21 protein-coding genes, 5 tRNA genes and 1 other RNA gene are annotated in these 23,230 nt (G+C 38.1%); 15 read left to right on the top strand and 12 right to left on the bottom strand.

The genetic code is table 11. The features are described 5' to 3' along the window. Window positions 1-373: 373 nt before the first annotated feature. From AC1EK4_RS09665 to AC1EK4_RS09685, 5 genes are all read left to right on the top strand, one after another. A complete protein-coding gene (locus AC1EK4_RS09665; protein WP_036900288.1) occupies window positions 374-3,577 on the top strand; it encodes a TonB-dependent receptor in 3,204 nt (1,067 codons plus the stop codon). Between the two features lie 214 nt (window positions 3,578-3,791). Then, window positions 3,792-3,866, top strand: a tRNA-Arg gene (locus AC1EK4_RS09670). Window positions 3,867-3,948: 82 nt separating this feature from the next. Further along, on the top strand, window positions 3,949-5,295 hold the full coding sequence (gene mtaB / locus AC1EK4_RS09675) for a tRNA (N(6)-L-threonylcarbamoyladenosine(37)-C(2))-methylthiotransferase MtaB (RefSeq protein ID WP_062434063.1): 1,347 nt from the start codon (window positions 3,949-3,951) through the stop codon (window positions 5,293-5,295). Next, window positions 5,292-6,302, top strand: a complete 1,011-nt coding sequence (locus tag AC1EK4_RS09680; protein WP_062434066.1) for a glycosyltransferase family 2 protein — start codon at window positions 5,292-5,294, stop codon at window positions 6,300-6,302. The genes mtaB and AC1EK4_RS09680 overlap by 4 nt, the downstream gene beginning before the upstream one ends. Before the next feature lie 150 nt (window positions 6,303-6,452). Then, window positions 6,453-7,223: a gliding motility protein GldB-related protein gene (locus tag AC1EK4_RS09685; protein WP_036900278.1), complete on the top strand. Its 771-nt coding sequence runs from the start codon at window positions 6,453-6,455 to the stop codon at window positions 7,221-7,223. Here AC1EK4_RS09685 and mnmL read toward each other — a convergent pair. Next, window positions 7,213-8,151 carry a tRNA modification radical SAM protein MnmL/YtqA gene (mnmL, locus tag AC1EK4_RS09690; protein ID WP_036900275.1) on the bottom strand — a complete coding sequence of 313 codons (939 nt, stop codon included), beginning with the start codon at window positions 8,149-8,151 and terminating at the stop codon, window positions 7,213-7,215. The two genes, AC1EK4_RS09685 and mnmL, sit on opposite strands and share 11 nt — an antisense overlap. A gap of 71 nt (window positions 8,152-8,222) precedes the next feature. On the opposite strand from mnmL, the gene AC1EK4_RS09695 reads away from it, so the two are divergent. Further along, on the top strand, window positions 8,223-10,427 hold the full coding sequence (locus AC1EK4_RS09695; protein WP_062434070.1) for a S9 family peptidase: 2,205 nt from the start codon (window positions 8,223-8,225) through the stop codon (window positions 10,425-10,427). Window positions 10,428-10,515: 88 nt separating this feature from the next. Here the strand turns inward: AC1EK4_RS09695 and AC1EK4_RS09700 are convergent, their stop codons facing one another. The 9 genes from AC1EK4_RS09700 to rnpB form a co-directional block, all read right to left on the bottom strand. Next, complete coding sequence (locus tag AC1EK4_RS09700; protein ID WP_036900300.1) at window positions 10,516-10,782, bottom strand: PqqD family protein; 267 nt, start codon at window positions 10,780-10,782, stop codon at window positions 10,516-10,518. Between the two features lie 5 nt (window positions 10,783-10,787). Further along, the gene (locus tag AC1EK4_RS09705) at window positions 10,788-11,273 is read right to left on the bottom strand and encodes a S24/S26 family peptidase (protein ID WP_480358073.1); all 486 of its coding nucleotides are present in this window, start codon (window positions 11,271-11,273) and stop codon (window positions 10,788-10,790) included. Beyond that, window positions 11,240-12,067 (bottom strand): hypothetical protein, encoded by an 828-nt coding sequence (locus tag AC1EK4_RS09710; RefSeq protein WP_231725619.1) that lies wholly within the window; start codon window positions 12,065-12,067, stop codon window positions 11,240-11,242. Before AC1EK4_RS09710 ends, AC1EK4_RS09705 begins: the two co-directional genes overlap by 34 nt. Before the next feature lie 144 nt (window positions 12,068-12,211). Next, on the bottom strand, window positions 12,212-12,700 hold the full coding sequence (locus AC1EK4_RS09715) for a hypothetical protein (RefSeq protein WP_036900260.1): 489 nt from the start codon (window positions 12,698-12,700) through the stop codon (window positions 12,212-12,214). 22 nt (window positions 12,701-12,722) lie between these two features. Next, window positions 12,723-13,586 carry a sigma-70 family RNA polymerase sigma factor gene (locus AC1EK4_RS09720; protein ID WP_062434079.1) on the bottom strand — a complete coding sequence of 288 codons (864 nt, stop codon included), beginning with the start codon at window positions 13,584-13,586 and terminating at the stop codon, window positions 12,723-12,725. Window positions 13,587-13,758: 172 nt separating this feature from the next. Next, window positions 13,759-15,225: a Do family serine endopeptidase gene (locus tag AC1EK4_RS09725; protein WP_036900257.1), complete on the bottom strand. Its 1,467-nt coding sequence runs from the start codon at window positions 15,223-15,225 to the stop codon at window positions 13,759-13,761. A gap of 197 nt (window positions 15,226-15,422) precedes the next feature. Continuing rightward, the gene (locus AC1EK4_RS09730; protein ID WP_036900255.1) at window positions 15,423-15,830 is read right to left on the bottom strand and encodes a YkvA family protein; all 408 of its coding nucleotides are present in this window, start codon (window positions 15,828-15,830) and stop codon (window positions 15,423-15,425) included. Between the two features lie 27 nt (window positions 15,831-15,857). Further along, window positions 15,858-16,283, bottom strand: coding sequence for a hypothetical protein (locus AC1EK4_RS09735; RefSeq protein WP_036900252.1), 426 nt, complete (start codon window positions 16,281-16,283; stop codon window positions 15,858-15,860). A 41-nt stretch (window positions 16,284-16,324) separates the two neighbouring features. Then, window positions 16,325-16,689: RNase P RNA component class A (rnpB, locus tag AC1EK4_RS09740), an RNA gene on the bottom strand. A 270-nt stretch (window positions 16,690-16,959) separates the two neighbouring features. On the opposite strand from rnpB, the gene AC1EK4_RS09745 reads away from it, so the two are divergent. The 9 genes from AC1EK4_RS09745 to AC1EK4_RS09785 all read left to right on the top strand — a co-directional run bounded on the left by AC1EK4_RS09745 (window position 16,960) and on the right by AC1EK4_RS09785 (window position 21,109). Next, window positions 16,960-17,604 (top strand): HAD family hydrolase, encoded by a 645-nt coding sequence (locus tag AC1EK4_RS09745; RefSeq protein ID WP_062434081.1) that lies wholly within the window; start codon window positions 16,960-16,962, stop codon window positions 17,602-17,604. 115 nt (window positions 17,605-17,719) lie between these two features. Beyond that, a tRNA-Gly gene (locus tag AC1EK4_RS09750) sits at window positions 17,720-17,792 on the top strand. Between the two features lie 41 nt (window positions 17,793-17,833). After that, window positions 17,834-17,915 (top strand) — tRNA-Leu (locus tag AC1EK4_RS09755). Between the two features lie 28 nt (window positions 17,916-17,943). Continuing rightward, window positions 17,944-18,030, top strand: a tRNA-Leu gene (locus tag AC1EK4_RS09760). A 9-nt stretch (window positions 18,031-18,039) separates the two neighbouring features. Further along, window positions 18,040-18,112 (top strand) — tRNA-Gly (locus AC1EK4_RS09765). 30 nt (window positions 18,113-18,142) lie between these two features. Next, on the top strand, window positions 18,143-18,694 hold the full coding sequence (locus tag AC1EK4_RS09770; protein ID WP_062434088.1) for a hypothetical protein: 552 nt from the start codon (window positions 18,143-18,145) through the stop codon (window positions 18,692-18,694). Window positions 18,695-18,725: 31 nt separating this feature from the next. Continuing rightward, the gene (locus AC1EK4_RS09775) at window positions 18,726-19,139 is read left to right on the top strand and encodes a single-stranded DNA-binding protein (protein ID WP_036900893.1); all 414 of its coding nucleotides are present in this window, start codon (window positions 18,726-18,728) and stop codon (window positions 19,137-19,139) included. A gap of 16 nt (window positions 19,140-19,155) precedes the next feature. Next, on the top strand, window positions 19,156-20,481 hold the full coding sequence (gldE, locus tag AC1EK4_RS09780) for a gliding motility-associated protein GldE (protein WP_082721713.1): 1,326 nt from the start codon (window positions 19,156-19,158) through the stop codon (window positions 20,479-20,481). A 4-nt stretch (window positions 20,482-20,485) separates the two neighbouring features. After that, window positions 20,486-21,109: a 4'-phosphopantetheinyl transferase family protein gene (locus AC1EK4_RS09785; RefSeq protein WP_036900891.1), complete on the top strand. Its 624-nt coding sequence runs from the start codon at window positions 20,486-20,488 to the stop codon at window positions 21,107-21,109. Between the two features lie 40 nt (window positions 21,110-21,149). Here AC1EK4_RS09785 and AC1EK4_RS09790 read toward each other — a convergent pair whose 3' ends face one another. Then, a complete protein-coding gene (locus AC1EK4_RS09790) occupies window positions 21,150-22,403 on the bottom strand; it encodes a phosphoglycerate kinase (protein ID WP_036900889.1) in 1,254 nt (417 codons plus the stop codon). Window positions 22,404-22,666: 263 nt separating this feature from the next. Then, window positions 22,667-23,224, bottom strand: a complete 558-nt coding sequence (locus tag AC1EK4_RS09795) for a hypothetical protein (protein WP_062434106.1) — start codon at window positions 23,222-23,224, stop codon at window positions 22,667-22,669. Window positions 23,225-23,230: the final 6 nt, after the last annotated feature.

Raw genomic sequence — 23,230 nt, forward strand, 5'->3', positions numbered from 1 at the left:
ATTTTTTGTTTCGTTTGGTTGCAACGCCTCGGCAAGGTTGCTGAATAGGCCTGTCAGCAAATCTGTTTGATATAAGCAGGATTGCTGTTAAGCGCTTGCAGCAATTTGATGTCGGATACTCGGTGAGATGATATTATTTATGTGGAATGGTAATTAACGATATTATGAATCTCCTTATAGATAAAATTTTTTGTGGTTTGAAATTAACTTGTTTTCTAGAATGATTTTGTGTTTCTCGGATTTAATGTGGAACTACTTTGTCATTTTAACGTTATTGTAACACTCATTTGGATAAAATTATTTAAATTTGCAGTGAATTATTTATTTAGGGGGATTCCTCATAGGTCTAAATTAAATTTAATTAATCAAAGTTATGCAGAAAAGATTGCTCTTTCTGATGATGCTCCTGTTATTGACAACATCATCTTTAATGGCTCAAGTAACAACATCTAGCATCAATGGTAAAGTCGTGGCTGATGGTCAAGATGTTATCGGTGCTACAATTACAGCCGTACACGTGCCGTCTGGTACACGGTATAATGCTGTTACTAATGACAAGGGACGTTATGTAATCCAAGGTATGCGTGTTGGTGGTCCTTACACAGTCTCTATTTCCTATATAGGTTATAAAGATGATGTAAGAAAGAACATTAGTTTGACTTTAGGTGAAGCTACTGCTATTAATGCCGATTTGAAAGAAGATGCGCAGGTATTGGGTGAAGTAACAGTTACCGGAGTTGCAGGAAGAGGTGGTATGGGTGCTTCTTCAAATTTCTCACAACAGAATATTGATAATGCGCCTACGATTAATCGAAATGTGTATGATGTAGCAAAATTGTCTCCACTGGTAAATTCAAATAAGTTTGGTGGTATCACGATTGCGGGTAGCAATAATCGTTACAATTCGTTCCAGATAGACGGTGTAGTAAGCAATGACGTGTTTGGTCTTGCTTCTAGCGGTACAAACGGAGGTCAGACCGGTGCTAATCCTATATCAATGGATGCCATAGAACAGATTCAGGTTGTAGCATCTCCATTCGATGTTCGTCAGAGTGGATTTACCGGTGGCGCTATCAATGCCATTACCAAGTCGGGTACCAACGTGTTCCATGCTACTGCATACGGATATTATACCGATCAAAACATGTATTCTAGTTGGAGCCAACAATATGGTAAGAAACAGAAACTTACTGATGAAAGCACCAAGACTTTGGGCTTTACTGTGGGTGGTCCTATCATCAAAGATAAATTATTCTTCTTTGGAAGTGTAGAATATAAGAAGGATTCACATCCGGCAACATACTATCCCGGAGCAGAAGGTTACTTCATCTCAGAAGCTACAGCAGCAGCTATCTTGGACAGATATGCTAAAATAACAGGACTTACAGATACTTATAATCCAAGGAATATTGATACTCAATCATGGTCTGTACTTGGTCGTTTGGACTGGAACATCAATGCCAATAACAAGTTTGCCTTGAGATACCAGATGAACGATTCTTATAAAGACGTATATGCTACTTCTTCAAAATCTTATTTCTTTAATAATAGCGGATATAGAATGAAGGATAAGACTAATTCGTTTGTAGCAGAGTTGAACTCACATTTGAGCGCTTCACTATATAATGAGTTGCGTGCAGGTGTAAGTTTTATCAGAGATAAGCGTGGTATAGCTTATTCTGGTCCTAGTATTTATATTTCCGGTGCGGGTAATTACGATGTTAAGACCGGAGCAGAAACAGGCTCTGCTAAATATTCTATATATTTGGGAACAGAATATTCTTCAGGTGTAAACCGTTTGAATCAAGATATTTGGACTTTAGAGGACAATCTTTCTTGGTACAGAGGAAACCATACATTCACCTTTGGTACTCATAACGAGATTTATAACATGGAGAATGCTTTTATTCAAGCGGCTAATGGGCAATATGTGTATAATACTATTACCGACTTCATGAATGATAAAGCAAAGAGTTTTGCTTGGAAGTATTCTGATAAAGATATCACTGGTACAACAAGATGGGCAACTCCTTTCAAGGCTGGACAGTTTGGCCTCTATGCACAAGACAAGTGGGATATATCTACTTTGCTGCAGTTGACTTATGGTATTCGTTTCGATATTCCGGTGTACTTTAATTCTCCATCGACAAACGAAGAGTTTAATGCTTCGGAATATGCAACTACTTATGGCGTGAAAGTTGGTCGTAAGCCCAGTTCTAGTGTGATGGTATCTCCACGTGCAGGCTTCCGCTGGTTCTTAGACGAGAGTCACAAATCACAACTTCGTGGTGGTTTGGGTATCTTCAATGGTCGGGCTCCATTTGTTTGGATTGAAAATGCGTGGGCTAATACAGGTATAGAGATGAAAGGTGTAACTTTCTATAGTCCCAATGTTCCTAGCTTTGCTACTTACGGTACAGATACAGAAAAGGCTGCAAACTCTGCAAAAGGAAAGGCCAATAAACCGGATATCAATACGGTTGATCGTCATTTTAAATTTCCACAAGTATTCCGTACCAATCTTGCTTGGGAGCAAGTATTGCCTTATGATTTCAAGTTGACCTTGGAAGGATTGTACTCTAAGAATATGAACAATGTGTGGTTCGAAAATCTCGCATTGAAACCAAATGGTAAGGTTTATGCGGTTAATAGCGACTTTGAGAATTCTGCTACAACATATTATAATAGTGTAAGAGGTAGTTATAACCAAATTATTAATATGAAGAATACGAATAAGGGTTATAGCTATAGCTTGAGTGCAAAAGTAGAGAAGAGTTTCAAGTTTGGCTTAGATTTGATGGCTAGCTACACATTCGGTCACTCTTATTCCGTAAATGATGGTACTTCCTCGGTAGCGGCATCTAACTGGGGATATTTCTATTGTACAGATCCCAATGTACAAGAAGTTGAATATTCTATGTTTGATACACCTCACCGTGTATTGGCAATGGCTAACTATAATTCGAAGCGTTATGGTAACGGCCGTTGGCAGACCCATATATCTCTTACATACAATGGATATAGCGGACAGCGTTATAGTTTTGTTATGTCTGATAAGTCATCTGCTTCTTTCAATGGCGATTATCGTAGTGGAAATTCGCTGTTGTATATCCCAACAGAACAAGAATTGGCTGTGATGTCATTTGCTGATGTTAAGGACAGTAAGGGAAAAGTAATTACTACGGCAGAGCAAGGGCGTGAAGCTTATGGTAACTGGATTGCTTCTAACAAATATGCACGTAATCACAGAGGACAATACGCTAGACGTAATGGAACTTCTGCTCCTTGGGAGAATCACTTTGATCTTCACCTTTCACAAGACTTCTACTACTTGAAGGATAGAGGAAGCAAGGTAGAGTTAGTACTTGATGTTATCAATGTAGCAAACATGCTCAATCATAATTGGGGTACATATTATGCTAATGTATATAGTGAGAATATCTTGCAAGTAGTTGGTACTTCAAAAGATGCGAAGGGCAATCAAGTAGCACAATACACCTATGTAGGCAATGCTCCTACTATCAGCGATTTCTATAGTAGATGGCATGCACAGATTGGTTTAAGAGTTACATTCTAATATGTAGAAAATCAAATCATAGCAAGTGGATAATCCTGAGAGGGTTATCCACTTTGTTTTTCGTAGATATGGAGGACTTATCAAGAGTTTAGAAGCAGCATTAATATTGTAAAACAAGATAGTGAATGCTCGTAAAATGCGAGGGTAAAATTTGGTGGTTTCACTTTAAATTACTAATTTTGCGGACGGTTTCAGACGGAACTTGTTGGTTAAAGGTTCCGTAGCTCAGTTGGATTAGAGCAACAGCCTTCTAAGCTGTGGGTCTTGGGTTCGAACCCCAACGGAATCACTTTCCAAATATTCGTCTGAAAAGAGGCTGATTAGTGTAATGCTGATTGGCCTTTTTATTTTTAAATTAGTAAAGTGTATCTATGATAGATAGTTCTGCATTTCAGGGTAAGAAAGCAGCTTATTATACATTAGGTTGCAAGCTCAATTATTCCGAGACCTCAACATTTGAACGTATGTTGGGCGAGATGGGCATTGTTCCGGCAGCAGAAAATGAGAATGCTGATATCTGTTTGGTGAATACTTGTTCTGTAACTGAAGTCGCAGACCATAAATGTCGTCAAGCAATTCATAAGCTAGTACGTAATAATCCCAGTGCTTTTGTCATTGTAACAGGATGTTATGCTCAATTGGAATCCGAAAAGGTGAGCCAGATAGATGGTGTTGATTTAGTACTTGGTAGTAATGAAAAAGCTAACTTGATACAGTATCTAAGTGATGCATGGAATACAGTTGGCGAAGGACAAAAAGAACATTTACATCGTTTTCACTCTGTAAAGACAAAGGATATAAAGACTTTCCAACCATCTTGTTCGCGTGGTAATAGGACCCGATATTTTCTGAAAGTACAAGATGGATGCAATTACTTTTGTACCTATTGTACGATACCTTATGCCAGAGGATTCTCCAGAAATCCATCAATTGCTTCGCTTGTGAAGCAAGTAGAAGATGCTGCGAAAGAGGGAGGAAAAGAAATTGTATTGACTGGAGTGAATATTGGAGATTTCGGAAGGACTACCAATGAATCATTCTTAGATTTGGTAAAAGCGTTAGATCAGGTAGAAGGAATAGAGCGTTTTCGCATCAGTAGTCTCGAACCGGATTTATGCAGTGATGAACTTATTGACTATTGTGCTTCTTCACGAGCATTTATGCCTCATTTCCATATTCCTCTTCAGAGTGGAAACAATGAAGTGTTGAGATTGATGCATAGACAATATAATAGAGAACTTTTTGCTCATAAGATTCAGTTGATTAGAGAAAAGATGCCTGATGCTTTTATAGGAGTGGATGTAATGGTGGGATGTCGTGGTGAAAAACCGGAATATTTTGAAGATTGTTATGATTTTCTTGCGTCTTTACCCATTGCGCAACTGCACGTCTTTCCATATTCGGAACGTCCCGGAACGAGTGCACTCTCTATACCTTATGTGGTAGATGATAAAGAAAAGAAGGTTCGTTCGCAGCGCTTATTGGAATTATCGGACTCTATGACTCATCATTTCTATAAGGAATATATTGGCAAAGAAGCCCTCGTTTTATTCGAGAAAGCATCAAAGGGTAAGGCGATGAACGGGTTTACAGAAAATTATATACGTGTAGAATTGCCGCCCTCGCAGTCTAAGGAAGAGTACGACAACCAAATCATGAAAGTTACTTTAGGCGATTTCAACCTAAAAAGAAATGCTTTAAAAGCCATACTTCAATGAAAATTGCTATCGTTATATTAAATTGGAATGGTGTAAACCTACTGAAAGAGTATCTTCCGTCTGTCATCAGATATTCTGTCGGAGCTGATGTTTGGGTTGCTGATAATGCATCTACGGATTCCTCCTTAGCACTCTTGAAGAGCGAATTTCCAATGGTGAGGCTTGTACAACTAGATAAGAATTATGGTTTTGCAGGTGGATATAATAATGCATTGAAGGAAATTTCAGCAGATTATTATGTCATCTTGAATTCTGATGTGGAGGTGACGGATGGTTGGCTTGCACCATTAATAAAGTATATGGAGTCTCATCCGGATGTAGCTGCTTGCCAACCCAAATTACTTTCCATTCTAGATAAGGGGCTGTTTGAGTATGCAGGGGCTTCTGGTGGTTTCTTAGATAGCTTAGGGTATCCTTATTGTAGAGGTCGTATCTTTGATGTAGTGGAGGCTGATAGAGGGCAATACGATGATATTTGTGAAATCATGTGGGCTACAGGGGCCTGTTTGGTTATCCGATCCAAGGATTTTTGGAATATCCAAGGATTTGATGAACGTTTCTTTGCCCACAACGAGGAAATTGATCTTTGTTGGCGTTTGCGAAATCTTGGCCGAAAGATAGTTGTGATTCCACAAAGCGTAGTGTACCATTTTGGTGGTGCCACCTTGCCTCAAGGGAATCCTCAAAAGACTTTCCTCAATTTTAGAAATAATCTCTTAATGCTTTATAAGAATCTTCCGAATAAAGAATTAGGCAAGGTGATGAGTTGGAGATGGCTTTTGGATTATCTAGCAGCATGGCAAACTCTGCTCGTTAACAGGAATGTTGGTGACTTTAAAGCTATTTATCGGGCACGGTGGGCATTTAAGAGAATGCTCAGTGAGTTCAAGTCTGATAGAGAGCAAATTCAAGCAACAAGAAAAGTAACGAGTCGAGATATTGAAGTGTTACCATCTATATTGTGTAAGTACTATTTTTGCAAAAAGAAGTTTTTTTCAAATCTTTGAACTAGCGGATAGTCCGCATAATAATTAAATTTTCAACACAAATTTAATTATTTTAGCTTAAAATTTTGTGAAAAACATAAAAAACACTATATTTGCAGAGAGATATTATATTTGTTTTTGAGGTACTTGTGTTACATATTACTTCCACTCATGTGGCTTTGTTCGGCGTGTGAGTTTAAGTTTAACAATACTGATGAGAAAGATCATCGTAGTATTGCTATACATCGTTTTGACAGATTGGAAAGTAGATATTTAACTACGGGGGATTTTTCTGCGCTTCAACAAATGAATACTGACTACCCAATAGAGACACGTACGTTGATAGAGAATGTGTTGAATCTGGGCGATGTGAATGAATCGGACATTAATAGCAGGTTGTTGAACTATTTTCAGGATGCTCTGTTACAAGATGTTATTTTGGCTGTTGATTCGCAATATGTAGATATGTCAGATATTAGTAAACTTATGTATAAGGCTTTTAGGAGACTTGGGCATGCAATTCCTAGTATACCTATTCCTGAAATTTATACTCAAATAGGAGCATTCAATCAGAGTATTGTTGTTGGCGATGGAATGATAGGTATTTCCTTAGATAAATATTTGGGTAATGATTTTGGTCCTTATGCCAAGTTCTATAATCAGCAGCAACGTGCTACAATGACACGCGAAAATATTGTTCCTGATTGTATTAGTTTCTATCTACTCAGTTATTATCCTGCACCTATGGGGAAAAATGAGAAGGAAACACTTAGATTGAAAGCTGTGCACATGGGGAAAGTGATGTGGGCTGCCAATAAATTAACTGATAGCCATATCTTTCAAACAGCCTATGTAGATAGGGTAGAGCAATTTATGAAGAAGCATAAAAACTTACCTATCAAGCAATTGATGGAGTTGGAAGATGGAGGATTTATGAATTAATATGCTCAAAGGAGCAATATTTTTGTCCTTGATATATGCCTTTCTGTTGCAAATAATTGTTGAATAAGTTCGTAAATTGGTAGTTTTTAAGCCCCCATCTAGGAGCTATTAATTTGTTTTCAGGCGATTGGCTGACAAATCGATCCAGTGTAATTGTGGGATTTAATCGGGTGATATATTCTGCTAACAATTCTATATATTCTTCAACATTAAACAGATGAAAAGGGTGTTCTTGGTATTCTCGTGCCATTTCTGTTCCTGTTATGATCTGTAGTTGATGTATTTTTAGCAGGTCTAAGGGAAGTCTAGAAATGTCATCAGCTTGTTTGAGCATGCTATTTCTATCTTCGCCGGGGAGTCCAAGAATGACGTGTCCTCCTGTGAGGATTCCATAATCATGAGTCAGTTGAACAATATCTTTGCTACATTGATAAGTATGGCCACGGTTGATGCGCTTTAGTGTCGTTTCATTGGTACTTTCAATTCCATATTCTATTAACACAAATCTCTCTCGGCCTAGTTGTTGGAGATATTGTAATAGCGATTCATCGATACAATCGGGTCTAGTTCCAATTACAATACCAACGACATCTTCTACAGAAAGGGCTTGTTCGTATTTGAATTTGAGTGTATCTACAGATTCGTATGTGTTGGTATAGGCTTGAAAGTAGGCTAGATATTTCATTTCAGGATATTTTTTTGAGAAAAACATCTTACCTTCTTGCAGTTGTTCTTTAATAGATTTGTTGTTGCTACAATATGCCGGACTGAATGTACTATTGTCACAAAAAGTACATCCACCATAACTAATTCTACCATCTCTGTTTGGACATGTGAAACCTGCATTGATAGAAATCTTTTGGACTTTGAATGGTAGCTTGGCCTTTATCCAGCTTCCAAAGTCGTTATAGTGTAGTTCTTGAGCCATAAATACGAGTAATAGATTGCAAAATTAGTGATTTTTCAGTAATTTTGCAGTTAAACCGAAACATTATTCAAATGAGAAAATTACTAACCATGCTCGTTTCTAGTCTATTGTTAACAACTAGTCTTTATGCGGTAGAAGAGATTACGATACCTGATATAACTAGTGGCATGTTTGCCGGCAAACGCTTGAATGGCCTTAATCCGATAGCGGGAACAGACTCTTATGCTAGTATCAGTGCTGATAGGAAACAAATATTGAAGTATTCGTTTGCGACCGGTAAACGGCAAGAAATACTGTTTGATGTTTTCAATACGATTGGTCATAAGATTACTGAAGTGGATGGATATCAGTTTTCGCCCAATGGAAAATTCATCCTTATTCAAACAAATACAAAACGTATTTATAGAAGATCGTATAGTGCAGTGTACTATATATATACGATAGCTTCAAAGAAATTGGTACCATTATCGGATGGTGGATCTCAGCAGATGCCCGTTTGGTCGCCCGATGGGTACCAAGTGGCATTTGTAAGAGAGAATAATATCTATCTTATAAAGCTGTTGTACGATAATGCCGAGTCGCAAGTGACGAAAGATGGAAAGCCGAATTTTATTATAAATGGAGTTCCGGATTGGGTAAACGAAGAAGAATTCTCAACGAATTGTTCATTGAGTTTTAATGCTGATGGTTCTATGTTATGTTGGATAAAATATGATGAATCTAAGGTTAAAACCTATGATTTGCAGATGTTTAAAGGTGATACACCTGTAAAAGAAGAGAACTCGGACTATCCTTCTCATTATTCCTACAAATATCCTAAAGCCGGATATGACAACTCGGTAGTGTCTGTATGGAGTTATGATATAAAATCTCATCAAACCAAACAGCTTCAAATTCCGGTTGATCAAGATGGCTATATTCCACGTCTCAAGGTTGGGAATGAGCCTAACAGTATGATTGTGTTTACCATGAATAGACATCAAGATGAGTTATGTCTTTATTCTGTAAATCCTAGAACAACTCTTTCGCAACTCCTTATCAAGGAGAAATCTGATAAATATGTGAAAGAAGAAGTATTGGAAAATGTAATTATCGGAAAGAATAGTATACTACTTCCTAGTGATAGAGATGGGTATATGAAGCTATATTTGTATACGCTGTCTGGTCAATTCAAGCGAAAGATAGGTGCAGGTGACTTTGATATTACCGATATTTACGGATATGATGAGAGTACTGGAGACATTTATTGCCAAGCAGCGTTACAAAATCCACACGATAGACAGGTTTTGATCTTTCACCAAAATGGTAAAATGGAATCATTAACCAATCAAGCAGGTTGGAACTCTGCAATATTTTCTGGAGATTATAAGTATTTTGTGAATACCTGGAGTGATGCAAATCATCCTTATGTGTATACTATACGAACTAGTTCTGGGAAAGTGTTAGATACTCCAATTGATAATGCTGAGTTGGCAAATAAAATTTCTAACTATGGGTTTACGGCTAAAGAGTTCTTTACGTTTACAACCTCTGAGGGAGTCAAACTAGATGGTTGGATGGTTAAGCCTATTGATTTTAATCCATCAAAGAAATACCCCGTCATTTTATATCAGTATAGTGGACCGGGCAGTCAACAAGTAGTTAACTCTTGGAATATTGGTTCTATGGGGAATGGAGGAGCCTTTGATTACTTCTTGGTACAGCAAGGTTTTATAGTCGTTTGTGTGGATGGACGTGGGACTGGAGCCCGAGGATCGGAATGGGAGAAGTGTACTTATTTGAATCTTGGAGCTTTGGAAGCTAAAGATCAAGTTGAAACTGCATTGTGGTTATCTAAACAAAGTTATGTTGATGGGAAACATATTGGAATATGGGGATGGAGTTATGGAGGATTCAATACACTTATGAGTATGAGCGAGGGACGTCCTGTGTTTTATGCCGGAGTTGCTGTTGCTCCTCCAACAAGTTGGAAGTATTATGATACCGTATATACTGAGCGCTATATGCGTACCCCTAAGGAGAATCCTAATGGATATAATGAAAATCCAATATCACGGGTAAAAGCTTTAAATGGAGATCTATTGATTTGCCATGGTGTTGCGGATGATAATGTTCATATACAAAATTCATTTGAATACTCAGAGGCATTGATTCAAGCAGGGAAGGATTTTAAAGAGAATTTCTACGTAAATCGAAATCATAGCATATATGGCGGAGAGACGCGTAATCACTTGTTAAAGCAAATTACTTCTTGGTTTAAAGACCATCTGAAGTAAAAGATAATACATAGTTAAGGCTCGGCTACTTTCACTAGTAGCCGAGCCTTAACTGTTATAGAGATAAATGATTGAACGTAACGTTGTGTTATATGATAATCTTCATGTCTTGTAAGTGATTGATAAACACTTGGGCATCGTTCTTTGCAACTTCGTAAGTAACCTCATATTCATTGGTTAACAAGGATGCTAAAGTATCCACGGTGAAATCTTTATCTTTGATGTTCTCCCATAGGAAACAAGCACTCTCGCTCAAACTGAGTATATTATTGAAGTCAATATTTGTTTCCCCTTCTGCAACTACGATACTCTCTCCACAAACATTCAATAATGTAAATCCTTCTTTTATTCTCATAATCATTATTTTTTTCTAGTTATTGGAATCCAAATTCTACGATATACTGCAAGTAGATATCTTCGTAATGGAATATGCATCCATATCCAAGAATAGATTTTCCATTTATAACCATCGGTACTGTCTAGTATTTTACGTCCTTTTCTATAGAAGCCAATACCGATGGCCTTTATATTTTCTACTTTACAATATTCTTTACTAATATTCCCATCTCCGCATAAAGTTACATCATCTCCGTCAATTTTAATGATACGATGAAATACATACTTCTTAGGACTTATCTCTGCTAAGACGGCATCGCCCACATGTAATGACGTGACTTTGGCTAATAGGGCTATATCACGGTTATTATCCAAGAATGGTTGCATACTCCAACCGCTCATACGAAGTGTGACAGTGTGGTGCCCCTCCTCTATTAATGAAATGATTTTGGGAATCAAAACAGAGTTTGGAAGTACTATTCTGTTTGGCTTTTGACCGTCTTGTAACATAATAAAGCAGATTCTTTATTGGGTAGACAATGTAGAATATAGCTAACTCTTGCTTCAATAAGAAGAGATAACGTTTTGCATAAATCAGTAAATAATGTATGATCCCATTTCATAGCAGAACAAGAGGGAAGTATGGAAGCAAATGCTTCTGTTGGCTTCAATTTGTCAATACTATTTTCACTTGCTCTATCTATTCTGACAATTGCTCCTAATTTCATCCGTATATTGCGATAGCAGGCTGTCTTTCCACTCCAAGGGCTGCCATATATATATGGTGTATTATCAATGATTCGAACGATAGGGTTATCATCATTGATAAGTTCGCATCCAGAAATACTTTGTAGCCACATACTAGATTGCGTACTTTTTCCTGTACCACTTTTTGCAATGAAAGCGTAAGCATAATTATCTTTTCCCACAACAGAGGCATGTATCAATAGTGTTTGATACTTGCATGAAGCGAAAGCAAAAATGAGCATAAGTGCATTATTCAGACCAAAGCACCAATTCATATAGCTCCCATTCAAGGCACAATGACAGTTGCTAAAATCCTTATTGGTTTGTAGTAAGCAACACTGCACCTTATTGATATTGGCAATGATATATTGATAGCCTCCATTGTCTATATGGAATACAGCAGTATCACCATTACCAGTATCAAATTTTCTTATGAGCTTTAGCTTTGTTTTTTCTATCGGGGATAGTTCCTCGTCAATAGTAAGAGTGAATAAAAAACTTTCGTTAGTAGGTGTATTTTCAATCTTAAATGGTGTAAATGAGGGTATCAAGTCCATTATATCATATTTGTTGTTATCAAATATGATACGAATGTAGAATCCGGCGATTGCAAAATAGTATGTCACGAAAAAATCTTTTGCTTAAAATAATGAGTTATTATTATTTTGCTTGTGGCTACATGAGTCTGCCGCACATCAAGCTTATTCTCCTTGTTTCTGCTTACGTGCTTTTTTCTTATTGGCTTTCTTATTTGCCTTTTCTATTTCTTGCTCATCTGGAACAATTGGCTTGTAGGCAAAGTCTGAAGATGTAATGTATTTGACAGTGTAATGGTTTTTATCTTTACCCTTTCCTTTTACTGTGGTATATTTCTTTTTAGTCTTTAAATATTTCTTCTCTATATCTTTTCTATTATCACTATAAGTGGTAATACAAGTAGCATGACTGAATCCTAATTTGGCAAGATAGTCTTTTAATTGGTAGGAATAGTTGTCTCTACTATATAAGAATCCTTCATGGTCTATCCAAGCTGAACTCAGTTGTTGAATATCTGTGAAATATACAGTAGAATCATTGAACGATGCTGCTACCCCGTACATGTATACTTGATTACTATTCTTCTTGCTGGCATATACATGTGATGTAAAAAATACACCGGCAAGCAGCATGACAAAAAATCTTAGTTTCATTATTATCTTATTGTATTTAATATTATTGACCTAGATATGGCTTCAGAAGTTTGTTTTGTCCATGATGACGTAATCTTCTTATAGCCTTTTCCTTTATTTGTCTAACCCGTTCTCTAGTCAGATCATATTTGTTACCTATTTCTTCAAGTGTCATCTCAGGTTGTCCTATACCGAAGAATGCTACAATGATGTTTTTTTCACGTTCATTGAGCAATTGCAAAGCATGAGAGATTTCATCTTGCAAAGATTCTTGGACGAGTTGACTATCAGCTTGAGGAGCATCAGTATTAGTTAATACATCAAGCAAGCTGTTGCCTTCTCCTTCAGCAATTGGTGCATCCATTGATAAATGCCTGTTATTGACTTTCATGGCGTCCGCAATCTTATCTTCCGGAATATCTATCTTCTCGGCAATCTCTTCGATGCTAGGACGCCTCTCATGCTCTTGTTCGAATTTGTTTAAGATTTGATTAATCTTATTGACCGAACCAACTTGGTTAAGTGGTAGTCTCACTATTCTGCTTTGCTCGGCTATAGCTTGAAGAATACTTTGTCTAATCCACCATACGGCATACGATATGAATTTAAATCCTCTAGTCTCATCGAACTTTTCTGCAGCTTTAATTAATCCTACATTACCTTCATTGATTAAGTCTGGTAGACTTAGTCCCTGATTTTGGTATTGTTTTGCTACTGATACGACAAATCTTAGATTCGCTTTAGTTAAGCGTTCTAATGCACGTCTGTCTCCCTTACGGATGCGTCGCGCCAATTCAATTTCCTCATCTACCGAAATAAGGTCTTCGTGCCCAATCTCCTGTAAATATTTATCTAGAGAAGCACTCTCTCGATTGGTAATAGATTTTGTGATTTTCAGTTGTCGCATTAGCCGTTAATTTTAAGCTAAATGCAAAGTTAAGTGTTTCTTATAGAATGTGCAAATGTTTTACTCTTTTTTGCATAGTATGATATTAGCATATAAAACTAAAACAAAAAAGGACTTGATTTCTTTGAAAATGAAAATCAAGTCCTTCCTTTATTTGTAGTAGAGTTGTTTATTAATTAATCTTCACTACCTTATAATCTTTCTTTCCTGTGGGCCATATACCTTTGATAATGAGTACAGGGTCTTTACTTGTTGAAGCTGCTTTGACAGCATCTTGTAAATCGCTAATCGATTTAATTGGAGTGTCATTAGCGTATTGTATGATGAAGCCCGGAGTAATTCCACCTTCTTTGATAGCACCATTTGAGACCTTAGTAACTTCAAGTCCGAAGTTGATGTCAAGTTGCTCTTTAGTCGAGTTGCCTACAGGTCGGAAGCTAGCACCAAGTACATCAAGATCGGCAGTCTTCATTACTTTTGTATTGCCCTGAGCATTTTTCAGTGTAACAGTCTTTGTTGATTTAACCTTGTTGCGTAAATAGGTGATGCTAACTTTCTCGCCGGGGCGCTTCTTGGCCAATACTTCTTGTAGCTCAGCCATCTTAGTTACCTCTTTACCATCGACATTCGTGATTACATCACCGGCTTTAAGCCCTGCAGTTGCTGCCGAACCTCCTTCTTCAACTTCTGCTACATAGATACCGTCATTTGTTCCTAAATCAACTTCCTTATTTTGTTCTTTCTGTGCATTGATATAGTTTAATACATCTTGTCCTTTGATACCCAAAATAGCTCTTTGGACTGTCCCGTATTGTTTCAGATCGGCTACTACCTTATTCATAATAGTTGTAGGTATGGCAAAGCCGTAACCACTGTATGAACCTGTCTGAGAATATAGCATCGCATTGATTCCTACCAATTCACCACGAGCATTGACAAGCGCACCACCAGAGTTTCCGGGATTGATGGCAGCATCAGTTTGAATAAAGCTCTCAACACCATTTGCATACAATGAGCGTGCTTTCGCACTGACGATACCTGCCGTAACGGTGTTGTTAAGGCCATAAGGATTACCTACGGCAATCACCCATTCTCCTACTTTCAGGTCGTCCGAGTTTCCTATAGGCAGGGTAGGGAGGTTTTTGCCATTGACTTTGATGAGAGCTAAATCTGTTGTTTTGTCTGTTCCAATGATTCTTGCAGAGTATTCTCTGTTATCATTCAGTGTAATGGTTAACTCGTCTGCACCTTCTACCACATGGTTATTGGTTACAATGTAACCATCTGAACTGATGATGACTCCACTTCCGGTAGCTTCTTTTTTGGGAGTTTGAATCTTTCTTCTCTGCCTACCACCGTTGCTACCATCGTTTGGATTACCGAAAAAACCAAAGGGATCAAAGAATCCGCCAAATGGGTCGCTTGGTACATCGACTGTTTGGGTCTTTGAATTTTGGACATATTTTATATGGACAACTGCTGGAAGAGCTTTCTCCGATGCGTAAGTAAGGTCAATAGGCTGACCTGCTATCGCTGCATTTGTGCTACTGGTTGCATTTGCTTTGATGAATGAGCCTGCTGAAAGGCCAATGGCTACTATGCACATTGTGCCTAATACATACTTTGAATAATTCTTCATATTTATATTTGTTTTGAAACTTATTCTATATTCGCTGTTGAATTTATGCTTGCAAATATAGACGCAAAAAATCGAAAACTGCCATTATGTCGCAGTTCTTTATTCGATTTTAACAGTTGAATTTAACACTTTAACGGCTCTTAAATCCGTTACGAGATAAATTTACTTTGTTTTATAAATGTCTAGATGTAAGTTGCTTAAACCGGAGACTGTGTTGGGTCTTCTTTGAAGAGCTCGTCCATATTTGGAATCTCATCTTTATCAAACCATTGACAGAGCTTGTTTTGTGCCTTTAACTTTATTTCATCGGAGACCTCATTCCAAACTTTGTGTAAGACGAAGAACAATACAGCAAGGTCATCACCTAGTCCGGCGATAGGGATTGCGTCTGGAACTACGTCCAAAGGGGTGATAAGATAGCCCAAGGCGCCAAGGATGATGGCTTTGTCTTTTACGCTCACCTTATCATTATCCAAGGTGTAGTAGAGTAGGAGGGCTGCATATACCAATTTGGCACCGGCTCGTTTGGCTATTTGAGATATTTTGTCTAAGAAGCCTTTAGGGCTGAATTTGTCTTTATAACGCAGAATGTCTGATAATTCCATAGTCTGATTTTTATAGGAGTGTAATAATTACTTCTGATAGGACAATACTAGGCTTATGTATTCCTCTATTTTTGGGTTGTTCAGTTTCTTCAATCGGTAATAAATATATAATTTGGATATAGCTTTGTATAATAAGTACAGGCAGAAGCCTATAGCTATACCTACAAAGATGGAGTTTCGCCCCCAAGGTAAACTATCTTGCGGATATAGCGACATAGCCAAAATTGGTAAAACAATGAGAAAGCCCGAAACTGTCAGTTTGGTCCGTTCGCTTCCTAGGCTGTCCAAGATGGCTTGCTTGTCGAAAAGATAGTCGGTTAATTGTTCATCGCAGAGTTGGTAATCTTCCAGCTTGGGGAAGCCTGCTTCGCCTTGATGTGCTTTTATTTTGTTTGAAACTTGTTGCTGGATGTCATCAACAGCCTTGTCCAGCTGGTTTAATTGAAAAGCCATATAGCAATGTGTTTGTGATTTTAATACATTAGATAAAAAATGAAAGCAGTATCCCTGTAAGCCGGGTTCTGTTAAACTGTAAAAACAGCTACTGTCATTTATCTACTATGCAGGTCGCCCTACATCTCTAGCATCCTACCCTCCGTAGTTAGCATATGCTATTGAGCGAGTAACTCTTTGACTACGGTTTACATGGACTTGCAGCTTCCAGAAAGTACAGCCTGTTGATCACCCAACAGCTGGTAGGCTCTTACCCTGCCTTCTCACCCTTACCACCGAAGTGGCGGTTGTTCTCTTCTACTTATTCCTACTGTCACCAATAGCTTCTGTTTCAGAAGTGGAATACTCTGTGCTGCCCGGACTTTCCTCTTGCAATATATTGCCAGCGACAGTACCGAGACACTGCTTTCACGTGCAAAGATAGTCTAAATTCTCTTACTAATCAAAATTTATGTTCTAAAAACTCTTGCTCTTCTATTTGAAAAACTACTTTCGTGCCTTATCTGTTGCTGCAAAAAAATTACAGCATTTCTGATAACTTGTTTCAGCAATGCTGTTGTGGCTGTTCAATAACTTTGCTTGGCCTTTGCAGTATTTTATGATTTCTTGTTCGGACGTACTTTTAAGTCGTCAAAAATATCTACTTTTGCAATGTTTAGAAATGGAAATGTAGATTATGGCAAAATATCAGGCATATATATTTGATTTAGATGGTACGTTGTTGGACACTTTGGCCGATTTGGCAAACAGCTGTAATTATGCGTTGAGAAAACATGGAATGCCTGAACGAACGATAGAGGAAGTTCGCCAATTTGTTGGAAATGGAGTTCGGAAATTGATGGAACGCGCTATTCCCAATGGAGATAAGAATCCAAAATTCAATGAAACTTATCAGGCTTTCAGGGAACATTACCTCATACACAACCTTGACACGACCCGTCCTTATCCCGGTATCATAGAACTATTGCACCGGCTTCAAGCAGAAGGTGTTGCTATGGCGGTTGTCAGTAATAAATTTTATGCGGCTACAAGCGAACTTTGTGCGCACTTTTTCGGCGATTATATCAAGGTTGCTATCGGTGAACGTGAAGATATTCGTAAGAAACCGGCTCCGGATACTGTCATCGAAGCTTTGCACCAACTGCATGTAGAAGCAAGTAAAGCTGTCTATGTAGGTGATAGTGAAGTGGATGTACAAACTGCTCTTAATTGTCAAATGCCATGTATCAGTGTGTTATGGGGATTCCGTAGTAAGGATTTCCTTCTAGAGAAAGGTGCCTCGAAATTCGTTCAAACGCCGTTAGAAATCTTGGAAAAGTAATATATATAATAGGTGGTGTACAAAAAGAAAGTAAGAATGAAAAAAAATAAGCGAAAAATTTGTTGGCTCGGAAAAAAGCACTACCTTTGCAACCGCATTTAGAGAAGTGCTTAACGCGGAAATAGCTCAGTTGGTAGAGCACGACCTTGCCAAGGTCGGGGTCGCGGGTTCGAGTCCCGTTTTCCGCTCAACATTCTGAATAAATCCAATTGAAACAAATGTTTCAGAGGCCCAGGTGGCGGAATTGGTAGACGCGCACGTTTCAGGTGCGTGTGTTTCACGACGTGCAGGTTCGAGTCCTGTTCTGGGCACTTATTTGTTTAGAATGCTTTTTATGTTGGAGAGGTGGCGGAATTGGTAGACGCGCTACTTTGAGGGGGTAGTGATAATTGCATCGTGGGAGTTCGAGTCTCCTCCTCTTCACCAGTTTTTTTCGCGGAAATAGCTCAGTTGGTAGAGCACGACCTTGCCAAGGTCGGGGTCGCGGGTTCGAGTCCCGTTTTCCGCTCAGTTTTTAAGGAAAACATACTAATCCACAATGAATTTATATTTAAGATATTTCGATAAAGAACTATTGGCTACCAGTGTTGATGAGGCTATTGATTTTTTAAGTTCCATCCGCGAAATAGGGATGAATGAGGAATTGGAGGCTGATATCCGTGATTATGCAGCAAGTGATGTTTTCTATCCTAAACGTTATAAGGTTCGTCAACGCGTTTATTTCATTATCATTAAGACTACAGCGGCAACGATGGCTGATTTCAAACAGAAGAAAGCTTTACGTCCGATACCTGCCGGCCCGGTTGCTGAAAAGAGAGATTTAGCAGCTACGGCAATGACACGTTTGACAGAAGAGCGTCTAGGATGGTATGAAGGAGAATTAGATTTTAAACGCGTTGTGATGATACCCACTACCGGTAAACATGAATATCGTGATACTCATTTTGTGGTTCAATGCAAAGCTGTTTCCGGACAAGATTGTTACAATCGTATAATAGATCATCTTCGTGCCCGTGTAGATGGGAGATCTCAATTCCCATCAGCTAAAGGGAAAAACTTCCGTTTTCGTTATTTAGGTCTTTGGAAATAAATATTCATTCATTGTAAAGAGGCTATCCTATATGAATAAAGTAATGCTTATTGGTAATGTCGGTAAAGAGCCGGATGTTAGATATTATGATTCTGATCAAGCTGTAGCACAATTTCCTCTAGCTACAACAGAGAAAGGCTATGTCTTGCAGAATGGCACTCAAGTACCTGATCATACCGATTGGCACAATATAATCATGTGGAAAGGCCTTGCCAAAGTTGCGGAGAAGTATGTACATAAAGGAGATAAACTCTATATAGAAGGTCGTATTCGCTATCGTTCTTATGATGACCAAAAGGGACAACGTCGTTATGTAACAGAGATTATGGCCGAAAATATGGAATTGCTTACGCCAAAGTCTCAATCTGTAACGAGTACTGAATCGGCTTCAGGGCAGAAAACGAAGACGGAACAAACGGAGTCGCACGAGCCACTTCCCTTTTAACTAGCTATTTATTACATTGGATATATCTTTCATATTAGATTCCTTTCATGCGGTAACTTTTGTCCCGCCAACATTTGGTGTGCTGATTGCAGCCGGATTAGCTTTCTTGCTCTTGTTGCTTTCTGGTTTTGCCAGCTCATCAGAAATTGCTTTTTTCAGTTTGTCACCGACTGAACTTTCTCAGTTGGATGAGAAGAACCATAGAGACCGTTTAATACAAATATTGCGTGACGACAGTGAGCGTACTTTGGCAACTATTCTTATTACCAATAATTTTGTCAATGTAACGATTATCATGCTTTGCAATTATGTCTTTGGGGCTATACTTCATTTTGGACCTGAGGCATATTGGTTACAGTTTGTTTGCATCACGGTGATTTTGACATTTCTCTTATTGCTTTTTGGAGAAATCATGCCTAAAGTATATAGTCGTCAGAACTCTTTGCGCTTTTGCCGATTTAGTGTAAATGGAATATTGTTTTTCCGAAAGCTATTTTGGCCATTGGAATCGATACTCCTACGTAGTGGTGTGTTAGCCGAGAAAATAATTCAAAGTCATGACCATGTACTGAGTGTCGATGATTTGGAGCAGGCTTTGGAACTTACGAATAAGAATGATATCAAGAATGAAAAGAGTATGCTTCAAGGTATTATTCGTTTTGGCGATGAAACGGCAAAAGAAATCATGACGAGTAGACAAGACATTGTTGATTTGGATATTCGTTGTACTTATACAGATGTATTAAAGAGCATCGTAGAAAATAACTATAGTAGAATTCCTGTTTATCAAGATAATACAGACAATATTCGAGGTATACTCTATATTAAGGATTTGTTGCCTCACTTGTCGAAACCTGCTAATTTTCGCTGGCAAAGCTTGATACGACCACCTTATTTTGTTCCTGAAACGAAGAAGATAGATGATTTGTTGCGTGATTTCCAAGAAAATAAAGTGCATATTGCCATTGTCGTCGACGAATTTGGTGGTACGAGCGGTCTTGTGACAATGGAAGATATATTGGAAGAAATTGTCGGTGAAATCAATGACGAATATGATGAAGAGCAATCTATCTATTCAAAATTGAATTACAACACCTACATCTTTGAGGGTAAGACTTTGTTGAGCGATTTTTGCAAAATACTTCAAATTAGCGACGATGAATTTGCCGAAGTTGAAGGTGATGCTGATTCGTTGGCAGGTTTACTCTTGGAAATCAAAGGAGATTTCCCTAGTATTCATGAAAAGATAATCTATCGGAATTATTCTTTTGAAATTTTGTCTATTGAAGATAGAAGAATCAGCAGGATAAAGGTTGTTATTCTGCCAACAGAAATAAAATAGGCTTATGGCTTTGATGAGTGTGGAGACACTTGCTCCGGACGTTTTACTGGGCTTGTGGAAAATAGATGAGTTGCGTGTTGAGGACTTCTTGACTGCAAAACCCCAACTACATCCTATTTATGAGCAACAAATAAGTCTACATAAGAGTATTGCTCGCCAGATAGAGAAGTTAGCTATTTACTCCTTGTTAGACGAGATGACATACTCAACTTCGTTTTCTTTGATTCAATATAACGAAGATGGTAAGCCTTTTTATGAAGGATATAAGATAAGTATAAGTCATACAAAAGGTTATGCCGCTTTAATTTTGTCTAAAGAGCGAGAAGTCTCTATAGATATAGAGTATTTTAGTAGGCGTGTTGAAAGGATATTTAGTAGGTTTATTCGTCCAGACGAACAGTCGCATACTCTTAATGAAAAACTCATTAATTGGAGTGCTAAAGAAACAGTCTATAAATATTACTCCGCCCAGCATCTTGGTTTCTTTGCTATACGTTTGCTTCCCTATGAGGTTAAGAAATCTGGGATGGTTATTGTAGACAACTTAAAGACAGAAGAGCATTTAACGGTTTATTATCGAATGACACCGGACTATGTCCTTACATATACATACAAAGAAAGGGAATAGAGTAGAACTCCATTCCCTTTTATATTTAGAACGTATTTTATTATTCGCCCTTAATAGCTGCTACACCGGGAAGTACTTTGCCTTCAATAGCTTCAAGCATAGCACCACCACCTGTAGAAACATAAGAAACCTTGTCAGCCAAGCCAAACTTGTTAACAGCAGCTACAGAGTCGCCACCACCAACAAGTGAGAAAGCGCCATTCTCTTGTGTTGCTTGAGCAACATATTTTGCGATTTCGCCAGTACCGTGTGCAAAGTTCTCCAACTCGAATACACCAACAGGGCCATTCCACAAAATAGTCTTAGATGAAAGAATAATCTTCTTCCACTCTTCCAAACTTTGTTCTGCAGCATCCATACCTTCCCACTCATCTGGAATCTCGTTGATAGGGAATGTCTGGCGTTCTGTATCGTTAGAGAATTCTTTACCACATACGGTGTGGGTAGAAAGAGAAAGCGTAACGCCTTTTTCCTTGGCAGCAGCCATCACGTTTAATGCTTCTGGAATCAAATCATCCTCGTGTAGAGATTGTCCAATCTTACCACCTTGAGCTTTGATGAATGTGTAACCCATACCACCACCGATGATGAGGTTGTCTACCTTGTCAAGCAGATTCTTGATGACACCAAGTTTAGAACTAACTTTTGAACCACCAATGATTGCTGTGAAAGGATGCTGAGCATTCTTCAGAACGTTGTCAATAGCAGTTACTTCTTTTTCCATCAAGAAACCGAGCATCTTAGCATCTGCATCGAAGAAGTCGGCAATAACAGCTGTAGAAGCATGGCGACGGTGTGCAGTACCGAATGCGTCGTTTACATATACATCTGCATAAGAAGCTAATTTCTTAGCAAAATCTTTCTGACGAACTTTCATTTCTTTCTTAGCTTCGTCGAATTCTGGAGTACCTTTCTCTACACCTACAGGTTTACCCTCCTCTTCAGGATAGTAACGCAGATTTTCAAGGAGAAGAGCCTCGCCTGGTTTCAAAGCTGCGGCAGCTTCATCTGCTTTTCCACAATCTTCTGCAAATTTAACGTCTACACCAAGAGCTGCAGATACATTTTTAACAATCTGACCTAATGACAGTTCAGGCTTCACCTTGCCTTTAGGCTTACCCATGTGGCTCATCATAATCAACGCACCACCGTCTGCCAAAACTTTCTTCAAAGTGGGAAGAGCACCACGGATACGTGTGTCGTCAGTTACATTTCCATTCTCATCCAATGGTACATTGAAGTCCACACGGACGATTGCCTTTTTGCCGGCAAAGTTGAATTGTTCGATTTTCATTTTACCTTAATTATTTTGATAAGTTTAGAATTTCAATCTTGACGCAAAGATAATAATAATTCCTAAGACAGAAGAATACAAAATTGATAATTAATAGTTTTTATTGCTGTGTGTATTGAAAAGTTCATAATAGAGTAAAGCTGAACACAACAGTTCAGCTTTACTCTATTATTGAGAGGGATAATGCTTAGTACAATATAAACTTTATACTAATCTTCAAAGGTGATTTGGATGCGTCAACACTGGTTAACATACCATCCAAGTTACCTTCGATACCCGGCCCATCTATGCCCGGTAAAATTCAATTTGTATTCATACTGTTTTGTTGAATTTTTATAGCCTTTATCGACCGTCATCATAAATGTTTTCCACACAATTTTTATAGGTGATGAATGTGTAGGATGGTAGATAGATGTCGTATTATTCTTTAAATCTTTGACCGTAGCGTAGCAAGTAGTTTTGGTCTTAATAGGTTCTTTATCGTTTGGAGAATATATTACATCGTAGGTCTTCTTTACATCTTCAACATGCAGATGTAGTGTGATGACCGAGTCTTTTGTCTCAATCAACTTCACTTCCCAATCAAACCATGCGGGAATATCTGTTTGCTTTCCAGAACTGAAGTCAAAATTAGATCTGTCAATCAGTATATTAGCATTGATATCGTTCATCACAATATTCTGATTGTTGAGTTTCCCTTGAACGTAGCTCTGATGTAAAACGGCTTCTTCTGTATCATTGTCATTGCTACATGAAGTTACAGACGTTATTACCACCAACATGAGCAAAATTCCTATTTTTAATTTTTGAAGATATGCCATTTTACT

The sequence above is a fragment of the Prevotella sp. C0026C3 genome (assembly GCF_056590795.1).

Bases quoted from the DNA above. Each gene is read 5' to 3' on its own strand.
- AC1EK4_RS09705 (WP_480358073.1), bottom strand. From the start codon at position 11,273: ATGTTACAAGACGGTCAAAAGCCAAACAGAATAGTACTTCCAAACTCT.
- AC1EK4_RS09685 (WP_036900278.1), top strand. From the start codon at position 6,453: ATGTGGCTTTGTTCGGCGTGTGAGTTTAAGTTTAACAATACTGATGAG.
- AC1EK4_RS09720 (WP_062434079.1), bottom strand. From the start codon at position 13,586: ATGCGACAACTGAAAATCACAAAATCTATTACCAATCGAGAGAGTGCT.
- AC1EK4_RS09710 (WP_231725619.1), bottom strand. From the start codon at position 12,067: ATGGACTTGATACCCTCATTTACACCATTTAAGATTGAAAATACACCT.
- AC1EK4_RS09790 (WP_036900889.1), bottom strand. From the start codon at position 22,403: ATGAAAATCGAACAATTCAACTTTGCCGGCAAAAAGGCAATCGTCCGT.
- AC1EK4_RS09730 (WP_036900255.1), bottom strand. From the start codon at position 15,830: ATGGAATTATCAGACATTCTGCGTTATAAAGACAAATTCAGCCCTAAA.
- AC1EK4_RS09665 (WP_036900288.1), top strand. From the start codon at position 374: ATGCAGAAAAGATTGCTCTTTCTGATGATGCTCCTGTTATTGACAACA.
- AC1EK4_RS09745 (WP_062434081.1), top strand. From the start codon at position 16,960: ATGGCAAAATATCAGGCATATATATTTGATTTAGATGGTACGTTGTTG.
- AC1EK4_RS09735 (WP_036900252.1), bottom strand. From the start codon at position 16,283: ATGGCTTTTCAATTAAACCAGCTGGACAAGGCTGTTGATGACATCCAG.
- AC1EK4_RS09680 (WP_062434066.1), top strand. From the start codon at position 5,292: ATGAAAATTGCTATCGTTATATTAAATTGGAATGGTGTAAACCTACTG.
- AC1EK4_RS09785 (WP_036900891.1), top strand. From the start codon at position 20,486: ATGGCTTTGATGAGTGTGGAGACACTTGCTCCGGACGTTTTACTGGGC.
- AC1EK4_RS09795 (WP_062434106.1), bottom strand. From the start codon at position 23,224: ATGGCATATCTTCAAAAATTAAAAATAGGAATTTTGCTCATGTTGGTG.
- AC1EK4_RS09775 (WP_036900893.1), top strand. From the start codon at position 18,726: ATGAATAAAGTAATGCTTATTGGTAATGTCGGTAAAGAGCCGGATGTT.
- AC1EK4_RS09770 (WP_062434088.1), top strand. From the start codon at position 18,143: ATGAATTTATATTTAAGATATTTCGATAAAGAACTATTGGCTACCAGT.
- mnmL (WP_036900275.1), bottom strand. From the start codon at position 8,151: ATGGCTCAAGAACTACACTATAACGACTTTGGAAGCTGGATAAAGGCC.
- mtaB (WP_062434063.1), top strand. From the start codon at position 3,949: ATGATAGATAGTTCTGCATTTCAGGGTAAGAAAGCAGCTTATTATACA.
- AC1EK4_RS09725 (WP_036900257.1), bottom strand. From the start codon at position 15,225: ATGAAGAATTATTCAAAGTATGTATTAGGCACAATGTGCATAGTAGCC.
- AC1EK4_RS09700 (WP_036900300.1), bottom strand. From the start codon at position 10,782: ATGAGAATAAAAGAAGGATTTACATTATTGAATGTTTGTGGAGAGAGT.
- AC1EK4_RS09695 (WP_062434070.1), top strand. From the start codon at position 8,223: ATGAGAAAATTACTAACCATGCTCGTTTCTAGTCTATTGTTAACAACT.
- AC1EK4_RS09715 (WP_036900260.1), bottom strand. From the start codon at position 12,700: ATGAAACTAAGATTTTTTGTCATGCTGCTTGCCGGTGTATTTTTTACA.